Source organism: Streptomyces sp. ADMS, assembly GCF_033441795.1.
Taxonomy (GTDB): domain Bacteria; phylum Actinomycetota; class Actinomycetes; order Streptomycetales; family Streptomycetaceae; genus Streptomyces.
Window position 1 is genome coordinate 1 of the sequence record NZ_JAVFVX010000187.1, and the last position, 8,683, is coordinate 8,683.

An 8,683-nucleotide genomic window follows, 5' to 3' on the forward strand; every position below is an offset into this window, starting at 1 on the left:
GACCGGACAACGATCAGCACCGATCACCAGTCACAAGATCTGAGGCTGTAGTACTCGGCTCTACGTGATCGATCTGGGCATCGTCGGGCCTCCCCTTGATGGCGTTTCCATTGGCATCTCGCGATGCACGCCGTTCCACCGTCTGCCCACAGTAGTCACACTTGTACTCGCCGCCATTCTTCGCGGCGTTAGCGTCGTAGACCTTCTGCCTCTCAGCATCAGTGAAGTCCAAGCCAGCCCTGTTGCAGTTATGGACAAGAACTGGTGTGTCCTCTGCCAGCACATAGTACGTGTGCTACGCGGCCCCTCTCTATCTGCGTATTCGCAGATCAGCGGCGGTTTCGGGTTCCGCTGGCGTCCGTGGTTGTGCGGGGGAATCCGTGGGTGTTGCCGTCGGTACTGCCGTCAAGGGCTCCGGCCCCGCGGTCGCGTTGCCGCTGGCGTGGCGTCACCCCCGGGGACTTCACTGCCATGCGCCAGGCTCGGCACGGACGAGGGCTCGGACGGTCTGCTCATACAGTTCGTGGCCGCTCTGGGCGCAGTGTCCGGCGATCCAATGGGTCAGCTCGTCCGAGGTATGCAGCGTGCCTGACGTGGCACCGCAGCTCCGCTCTTCGCCAGTGACGCAGACCGCCTCCATGGTCGGCAGCGCCAGGGGGTCGGGGACGGTGGCCACGTGGTATTCGCGGAAGCGGTAGCGCCCCCGAGAGGCGTTGCGTGCTGGTGTGCCGGCGTTCGGAGAGTCAGGCATCCTCGGTCGCCTCTTCCTGATCCGGGATGCGCTGTCCGCGCGATTCCGCGACCCTGAGCGCGTCCGTCAGGGCTTCTGTCAACCGGCGGGCCAACCAGCGGTATTCGGTCGCCGACAGGGTTTTCGCACCAGGCACCGTGGCCTCGCGGGCGTACTCCAACAGTTCCTGGCCCATGCTGAGCTGTGCCGTCTCGATGCTGTCGGCGAGGGTGGAGAGGTAGCCCCGACCGTCAGTGCTCAGGTAGCAGGGCTTTCCCTCCGGGCTGGTCCACGGCAGTAAGCGGGGACCTCCCCCGCCCGACGCGGCGTCGTACAGCTCTCTGCGACGCATGCGGTCGGCATCGCTCCTGGGCTGGCTCACTGGGCACCCCCGGCCTGGGTCACTGATGGTGGACACATCGACCGTAGGCACTGACTGGCCGTCACCCCAGGTGGGAGCCATGGCAGTTCGCGACTCTTGGTTCACGAACTGCCACGCTGCGTGGCAGCTACCCGACTACGCCCAGGTAGTCGGCCATTTCGCGCATCTCTGTCGTGAGGGTGCGCTTGCGCTTGCCCAGGATCTCCTGCATGGTCTCGGCGGCCCCGTTCTGGTGCCGCAGCCACTGCGGGGCGGCTTCCCTGGCGCGGGTCAACTCGTCCATGGCAGCGGACAGGTCGCCGGTCCGGGTGTGAGCGCGCGCCACATCAAGGGTGAAGCGGTTCCCGTCGTTGGTGCTGGGCCTGCCCAGGCGCTTCCACGCCTTGGGCGACAGCTCCTCCTGCTCGCCTGCCTTGCGCACCACCGCGCGGGCGTCGCCGATGACCAGAGAGTCTTCGAGTGCCTTGACGGCGACGGTGACCGGCCCGAAGACGGACCAGTGCCGGGAGACGTTTCGATGTGCCGTCCCGACCGCGGTTGCCGCGACCCGGGCGGCCTGACGGTACGCCTTCGCCTCGTCGGGACGGTTGTTCCTCGCGGCTGCGGCGGCGGCCTCCATCGCCAGGCCGCCCCACACCGCGTAGTGGTCCGGCTCGGCCCCGGTGATCTTCGGCTCCACCGCGTCCATGCTCCGGGCGGCGACCTGTTCCGCCTCGTCCAGCCTTCCCTGTCTCACCAGCAGCCAGCACATGCAGCCGACACCGGAGCCCGCCGCAAGCATGTCTCCGGCCTGACGGGCATCCATGATGGCGCCGCGCACAGCGGCGTACGCGATGTCGTACTGCCGTACCTGGGTGAGGTAGGTGCCGGCCAGACGCAGCGCCTCGGCGCGGGCCAGCAGGGCCTGCCGGTGCTCGTCCCCGCTGTCGTAGTAGGCGACGGCCTGTGCGGCATCACGCAGCAGGACCGGCAGTTGGGCCGCGACACTCTTGTAGCTGTCGGAGAAGTACAGCACCCGTGCGTCTTGCAGCGACCGCCGGAAGGTGCGCAGGTTCGGTTCCTCGCCCACGGCTTCGGCGTCCTGGTCCACGAGTCCGACGGCCGGGGTGAGGGCGGCGCGGAGCTGGATCAGGTTGACGCGGTTCGGCTCCTCGGTCCGCCCGACGGGCTCCGGGGCATCCGAGGCCATCAGCGCGGCCGTGGTCACGCCCAGTGCGCGGGCGAGCGTATGCAGGGTCTCCATGCGGAGAGTGCCGCCCTGCTCGGCCTTGCGTACTGTGCCCGGCGATACGCCTGCGGCATGGGCCAGTTCCTCCTGGCTCATCCCCGCGCGACGCCGGTACCTGCGGACGTTGTCGGCCAGCTCCGTAATCATCAACTCACCACCTCCCACTCCACGGTACGCCCGGCCGGCACATCAGCCGGGGGCGATCCGGCAGACACCCACCCACAGGAGTGCCCCACCACGTGGCTGGCCGGAACTCCGGCAGCATCCACGCCTGAGCGGGAGGGGGTCCCTCGTCGATCGGGCAGCTTCGCCGTGCCAGGGTTCCCCGGGGGCCGCCAAGGCTCACACCGTGACGCGTGCGCTCGGCCTTGGCGGCCCCCGGGGGTTCCTGGTACGCCTCCGGTGACCGGGCGGCGAGGGACCCCCTCCCGCGACCCCGCCCCCACGCCACGACGAAGCCGCACCCGCACACGACCCCCTGCCCCTCAGAGAGAGGGCCGGGGTCTGGGGCAGGGCCCCAGGATGGTTCGCTGTGCTGGCTGTTGCGCGCCCGGACCGGCGGGGCCGTCGCCAGCGGGGCGGAGACAGGAGCGGGCGGCGGCCCCGAGGGGCCGGAGCGCGCGCGGGCCGCGTCAGCGGGCCGCCTTGATCAAGTAAGGAAACTCTGAACAGCTCACCCAGTGTCCGCGCTGTCAGAGTGGCGGTCAGGGGCGCTGCTGCCGACGCTTCTTCGATTCGGCCAGTGCGGTCTCCAGCTTCTCGCTCGGCGACATGTCCGGCTCGGCGTCGCCGTCATGGAGTGGCGGCAGGAACAGGCCTCGTCGGCTCTTCTCGCGTTTGACCTTGCGGCGCTCGTTGAAGAGCCGCTGATGCTCCTCACGGACCGTGACCCATCGCTGGTCCAGCTCCGTTTCCCGTGCCAGCAGCTCGTCATCGCTGAGGTCGGCGAACTCGGTGGCGGCTGCGCGGGCCTCTCGGTCGATCTCCTCCCTCAGCAGGTAGTTCGTGATCGGCCCGTGGTACTTGCCCGGCTCCGGCTCTTGGCGCACGAAGACGCCGCGCCCCTTGACCGCATACACAAGTCCTGCCTGCTTGAGTCTCCGGTAGGCGTTCTGGGCGGTGGAGTTGGCGACTTGGAACCGCTCTTGGATCTCGCGGGCCGGGGGCAACTGCGAACCGGGAGGGTAGACGCCTTCCACGATCTCCCGGTGGAGGGCATCGGCCACCTGAACATACGGCGGCCGGCCGTCTTCGTTACGGATGACATCGACCGGCCAGTCCGGCTCTCCGGTTTCAGCCTCGTCGTGCTCACTGTCGGTCGGCTCGGCGCTTCCGTTCGCGGACATGCTCACGAAGCTGCCCCGGCCGAGCTGGGAATGGACCAGCCCTTCCTGCTTGAGGACCCGCAGAGCGTTTTGAACAGTGGAGCTGGAGACACCGAACCTCTCCCCCAGCACGTTGGCCGAGGGCAGGCGCTCACCGGGGCGGAATTCGGCGTTCAGGATCGCGTCCCGTAGAGCTTCGGCGGCCTGGAGATAGGGCGGCCTGGAGTCCTCGTCCAAGGGCAGGGTCATGCCCCCACGGTATCGCCAGCAGCCCGTAGCGCTACAGGCACATCCACGTGCTACCCACCTGGAAAACTCAGCACACCTCATCGATGTCACAAGCTAAGCGCTCTTGCAAGTTGAGCGCTTTTCTCCTTATGCTCATGGCGAGTCGATCAAGCGGCTCCATCGAACGAGGATGTGATGGCATGGCCATGACCCGTATCCGTGTTGCCCTGCTGCCGTCGGCGGTCTGCATCGCGGGCACCGACCCGACGCTGAAGATCAAGGACCAGCAGACCGGGGAGGTCGCCACCGACCGGGAGACCGGCGCGTCGCTCCACACGGTGACCGTGATGCTCATGGAGGAAGGCCGGGCCGAGGTCCTGAAGATCACGGTCCCGGAGACAGGCCTGGCGGCCGGGCTGAAGCCGGGTGCGATGGTGCGGCCGGTGGAGCTGTTCGCAACTCCGTGGGCGCGGATTTTCAACGGTCAGCTCTCCGACGGCGTCGCCTACCGGGCCGCCCGGCTGGAGCTGGCGACGGTGGAGGCGGCCCAGTGATCCGCTTCGAAAACGCCGTACCAGAGCGGGAGTTGTACCCGCTCCGGCCCCTGCCGGGGACCGAAGGCACGGCCACGTTCGCCGCCTCGTCTGCGGTACTCGATCTGCTCGGCCTGAGCCCGGAGCAGGCGGCCCGCCTGGACCTGGGTCATGTGCTCCACCTGATACTCGAAGAGGGGGCATGACATGGAAGCCATCGCGGGATACGCGTCGTACGCGCTGCCGATCGCTACTGCGCTGGTCGGTGTGTGGCTGCTGGTGACGGTGGTGCGCTACGTGCGTGCCGACCGAGGCACGCGGGTGAGCATGCGGCAGGCCGTCCGGGTGCGGTGGGGCTGGGTGCGGCTGGCACGGATGGCCGGGCTGACGGTCACCGACAAGACCCCGGGCCTGCTCGCGCAGATCACCGCGCAGAAGGACGGCCCCGCCCCCGCGCCTCGGGTGCTCACTCCCCGGATCAAGGTGAAGCCGGACCGGTTCGGGGTGATCGTACGGGCCCGGACGCTGCCGCAGGTCGGGCTGGAGGAGTACCAGAAGTCGGCGCGGTTCCTGGCGGACGCCTGGCGGTGCACGCGGGTGTCCGTGCTGCCGGACGGCCCCGGGCGGGTGGTGATCCGGGGCGTGCGCTCCGACCCGCTGACGACACCGACCGAGCATCGGCCCACCGGCCGCCCGCTCGCGGACGTGGCGCGTTGGGAGCTGGGCGTGGACGAGTACGCCGCGCAGGTGTGCGTGTCCTTGGCCAACGTGCCCGGCGTGACCGTGGCCGGCACTCCCGGCGCGGGCAAGACCTCGGCGGTCAACAAGTTCGTCTGCGACTTCGCGCCCTCACCCGCTGTGCAGATCGCGACTGCGGACGGGAAGGTGTCACGGGCCTCGGAGGGCGATTACGCCGACCTGATCAAGCGGATGTTCGCGTTCTGCGGTGACGATCTGGACGAAGCGAACGCGCTGTTCAAGCGCCTGGTGGAGCTGCGTAAGCGGCGCTCTGCGACCATCCGTGGCGTGCTGGGCGTGAAGAACATGTGGCACGTCGGCCCTTCTCCAAAGTGGCCACTCACGGTCCTGATCATCGATGAGGCGCACACGTTCTTCCGCGAGTACAAGGGCAGCGACGCCGAGACCAAGCGCCTGGCCGCACTCACTGCGGAGAACGCCCGACTGGTGGAGGACCTGGTCAAGAAGGGCCGCAGCGTCGGCATGCTGGTCATCTTGATCAGCCAGAAGACCACCGGTGACGCCCTCCCGACCTTCATCCGTGACGTGTGCCCGGTCGGATTGTCCTTCGCGCAGAAGACGGTGGAAGCCGCGGTGGCCGCGCTGGGTGATGACATCCGCAACTGGCCCGACGCCAGCCCGGTGACCTTGCAGGACCCCGCCTACGTCGGCGTCGCGGTGATGGCGATGCAGAGCCGTCCCGGCTACACCCGCATCCGCACCCCCTACGTCTCGGACGCCGCCGCGGCCCGCGTCGCCGAGGACACCTCACACCTGACCGCCGACCCGGACCTGTGCCTGGACGCTCTTCTCCACTCAACCGGCCGGACGACGAAAACCCTGCCGTCGCTCACCAAGTAGCCCCGAAATCCCACGGCAGAAAGGAGGTTGAGGACATGGCGGAGGAACGGTTCACCCGGCGCACCGTGACCGTGGTCATGGCGGTCATCGCGGCCCTGGCCTTCGTCTTCTCCTTCGGCAACGTCTGGGCACTCGCCCTGCGACTCGGCGTCCCCCACCCGATCGCGCCACTGATCGCCCCCATGGTGGACCTGTCCGTCGTCGGGCTCCTGGTTGCGCTGCGATATCTGACCCTGCGCGGCGTGCCCAAGGCGGAGTTGCGGGCCGGTACCCGGCTACTGCACCTGTGCGGACTGCTCACCCTCGCCCTGAACACCGCCGAACCACTGCTGGCCGGACGCTACGGACGGGCCGGTCTGGACACCGTCGCCCCGCTCCTGCTGCTCGGCTGGGGCCACGTCGGCCCCTCCTTCCTCGCCCAGTTCCACACCCTCACCTGCCCTGTCCCGCAAGTGGAGGCCGCCGCCCCCGTCTCTGAACCAGTTCCCGACGCAGCACCCGCATCCGAGCCCCCGACGCCTGCCCCGGTCGTCGCCACCTCCCCGGCCGAGGAGCCGCAGATCGCCCCGGCTCCGGCCGCCGCTGTCGCCAAAGTGGCCCAGCCCGCCGCCGACCCGGCCCTGCCTGCCGCCCTGCTGGATGCGGCCCGGCGCATCGCGGACACCCATCGTGCCGAGCACGGGACACCGATCACTGCCGCTCACCTGGGGACGCGCATGGGCGTCGCCCTTCCGGTGGCCACCGCAGCGCTCGCTCAGCTCTGAGTCCCGGCCCTCGCTGCCCGAATCCCTCTCGCCGCACCACGTCCGCCCATGGGCCTGGTTCGTCATGCCCCGAGTAGTACCAACACGCCTTCGTGCCTGGCTGGTTGCTGCACGGGGTCACCCACCGACAGAAGGGACACGCCCCGAATGGTCACCTTGGACCTGCGCCACGTGGCAAGCCCCGCCGTGCGGGACCTGCTTCGCCTGGTCAACCACCCCGACTTCGACCGCGCACACCAGCAGATCGAACGCCTCGGCGGCTGCACCGAACCCGTCCGCCTGAGCGGCCAGAGCACGACCGTCGACACCATGACCGGTGAGGTGCTGCGCTCCTACACCGCCTCCGACGAGCCCACCGGCAGCCTGCTGACCACGTGCGGCAACCGCCGTGCCTCCCGCTGCCCGGCCTGCTCCCGCCTCTACGCCGCCGACACCTACCACCTCATCCGCGCTGGCCTCTCGGGCGGCAAGACCATCCCCGACGCCGTCCGCACCCACCCCCGCGTCTTCGCCACCCTCACCGCCCCCTCCTTCGGCCCCGTCCACAACCGCCCCGACGCCCGGCCCTGCCGCTGCGGAATCCGCCACGAGCCCACGGACCCACTGCTCGGCACACCGCTCGATCCGGCGACGTACGACTACGCGGGTGCAGTCCTCTTCAACGCCCACGCCGGAGCCTTGTGGGCCCGCTTCACCACTTACCTGCGCCGCGAGCTCGCCGTCCGGCTCGGCCTCACCCAGAAGGCCGCCCGCACGGTTCTGCGGGTGTCCTTCGCCAAGGTTGCCGAGTACCAGAAGCGTGGCCTGGTCCACTTCCACGCCGTGATCCGCCTCGACGGCCCCGACGGCAGCACCCAGCCCCCGCCCTCGTACGCCACCGTCGCTGTGCTCACCGACGCCATCCGCGCCGCCGCACCGCGCGCCCGCATCTCCGTCACCTCGGATGCGGTCGGGGAACGCGAACTCACCTGGGGCCAGCAGCTCGACGTACGCGAGATCGCCGCCTTCGGCACCGAAACGGAACTCACCGACCAGGCGGTCGCCGCCTACGTCGCCAAGTACGCCACCAAGTCCGCCGACGCCTCCGGCACCCTCGACCGCGCCCTGTTCTGCCGCCCGTGCCAGGGACGCGGCGCCACCCTCCTGCCGCACGGCACCCCGCTCCCCTGCACCGCCTGCGACGGAACCGGACATGCCCGGCCGCTGCCCCGGCTCGCCGTCGCACCCCATGTGCGGCAGATGGTCCGCACCTGCTGGGAGCTGGGCATCCTGCCGGAGTTCGCCAATCTGAAGCTGTGGAAGTGGGCCCACATGCTCGGCTTCCGCGGCCACTTTTCCACCAAGTCCCGCTCCTACTCCACCACCCTCGGCGCGCTGCGCGACGCCCGCCGCGCCTGGCGTACCGAACAGGCCCGCGTCCACGCCGGCCTGCCCGAGCACGACCCGGACACCACGCTCGTCCTCGGCCACTGGGACTACCTCGGCTCGGGCTACAGCCCCGGCGCCGCGCTCCTCGCAGCCGCCGTCTGGCACCGCCGGGAACTGGAACGCCGGTTCATCGCGGAAGGGGGCTGCGGATGAACGCGCAGGAACCCGCCCCGTCCCGGCGGGGACTCAGTACGCCGGAGGAGCTGCTGACGGTCCCCCAGGTCATGGCTCGCCTCCAGCTCGGCCGCTCCGCCGTCTACGACCTGCTCCGCACCGAGCAGCTCGCCTCGATCACCCTCGGCCGCGCCCGCCGCATCCCCGCCCACTCCCTCACCGACTTCATCCGCGCCCGCCTCGAACAGGAAGCTGCCTGATGGCCACGCCTCGCGACACCCCCGCCTCCCGCCGAACCCGCGCCAACGGCGACGGAACCGTCTACCAGCGCAAGGACAGCCGCTGGGAAGCC

At 69.7% G+C, this 8,683-nt stretch carries 9 protein-coding genes; 6 read left to right on the top strand and 3 right to left on the bottom strand.

The annotated features are described in order from the left end of the window. Positions 1–743 precede the first annotated feature (743 nt). From RB628_RS38250 to RB628_RS38260, 3 genes are all read right to left on the bottom strand, one after another. Complete coding sequence (locus tag RB628_RS38250; RefSeq protein ID WP_318325258.1) at positions 744–1,082, bottom strand: hypothetical protein; 339 nt, start codon at positions 1,080–1,082, stop codon at positions 744–746. A gap of 157 nt (positions 1,083–1,239) precedes the next feature. Then, complete coding sequence (locus tag RB628_RS38255; RefSeq protein ID WP_318325259.1) at positions 1,240–2,487, bottom strand: helix-turn-helix domain-containing protein; 1,248 nt, start codon at positions 2,485–2,487, stop codon at positions 1,240–1,242. A 557-nt stretch (positions 2,488–3,044) separates the two neighbouring features. Continuing rightward, a complete protein-coding gene (locus RB628_RS38260; RefSeq protein ID WP_318325260.1) occupies positions 3,045–3,914 on the bottom strand; it encodes a winged helix-turn-helix domain-containing protein in 870 nt (289 codons plus the stop codon). A 179-nt stretch (positions 3,915–4,093) separates the two neighbouring features. Between RB628_RS38260 and RB628_RS38265 the strand changes: the two genes are divergently transcribed. The 6 genes from RB628_RS38265 (at position 4,094) to RB628_RS38290 (ending at position 8,591) form a co-directional block, all read left to right on the top strand. After that, the gene (locus tag RB628_RS38265; RefSeq protein WP_318325261.1) at positions 4,094–4,447 is read left to right on the top strand and encodes a hypothetical protein; all 354 of its coding nucleotides are present in this window, start codon (positions 4,094–4,096) and stop codon (positions 4,445–4,447) included. Beyond that, a complete protein-coding gene (locus tag RB628_RS38270; RefSeq protein ID WP_318325262.1) occupies positions 4,444–4,632 on the top strand; it encodes a hypothetical protein in 189 nt (62 codons plus the stop codon). The genes RB628_RS38265 and RB628_RS38270 overlap by 4 nt, the downstream gene beginning before the upstream one ends. A gap of 1 nt (position 4,633) precedes the next feature. Continuing rightward, entirely contained in the window at positions 4,634–6,025 is a 1,392-nt protein-coding gene (locus RB628_RS38275) for a cell division protein FtsK (RefSeq protein ID WP_318325263.1), read from the top strand. A gap of 35 nt (positions 6,026–6,060) precedes the next feature. Continuing rightward, positions 6,061–6,789: a DUF2637 domain-containing protein gene (locus RB628_RS38280; RefSeq protein ID WP_318325264.1), complete on the top strand. Its 729-nt coding sequence runs from the start codon at positions 6,061–6,063 to the stop codon at positions 6,787–6,789. Between the two features lie 147 nt (positions 6,790–6,936). Then, a complete protein-coding gene (locus tag RB628_RS38285; protein WP_318325265.1) occupies positions 6,937–8,370 on the top strand; it encodes a replication initiator in 1,434 nt (477 codons plus the stop codon). Continuing rightward, positions 8,367–8,591, top strand: coding sequence for a helix-turn-helix domain-containing protein (locus RB628_RS38290; RefSeq protein ID WP_318325266.1), 225 nt, complete (start codon positions 8,367–8,369; stop codon positions 8,589–8,591). The genes RB628_RS38285 and RB628_RS38290 overlap by 4 nt, the downstream gene beginning before the upstream one ends. Positions 8,592–8,683 lie beyond the last annotated feature (92 nt).

What these genes read in the sequence shown, in the direction of transcription:
- RB628_RS38250 (WP_318325258.1), bottom strand. Translation starts at nt 1,082, where the DNA reads ATGCGTCGCAGAGAGCTGTACGACGCCGCGTCGGGCGGGGGAGGTCCC.
- RB628_RS38255 (WP_318325259.1), bottom strand. Translation starts at nt 2,487, where the DNA reads ATGATTACGGAGCTGGCCGACAACGTCCGCAGGTACCGGCGTCGCGCG.
- RB628_RS38260 (WP_318325260.1), bottom strand. Translation starts at nt 3,914, where the DNA reads ATGACCCTGCCCTTGGACGAGGACTCCAGGCCGCCCTATCTCCAGGCC.
- RB628_RS38265 (WP_318325261.1), top strand. Translation starts at nt 4,094, where the DNA reads ATGGCCATGACCCGTATCCGTGTTGCCCTGCTGCCGTCGGCGGTCTGC.
- RB628_RS38275 (WP_318325263.1), top strand. Translation starts at nt 4,634, where the DNA reads ATGGAAGCCATCGCGGGATACGCGTCGTACGCGCTGCCGATCGCTACT.
- RB628_RS38280 (WP_318325264.1), top strand. Translation starts at nt 6,061, where the DNA reads ATGGCGGAGGAACGGTTCACCCGGCGCACCGTGACCGTGGTCATGGCG.
- RB628_RS38285 (WP_318325265.1), top strand. Translation starts at nt 6,937, where the DNA reads ATGGTCACCTTGGACCTGCGCCACGTGGCAAGCCCCGCCGTGCGGGAC.
- RB628_RS38290 (WP_318325266.1), top strand. Translation starts at nt 8,367, where the DNA reads ATGAACGCGCAGGAACCCGCCCCGTCCCGGCGGGGACTCAGTACGCCG.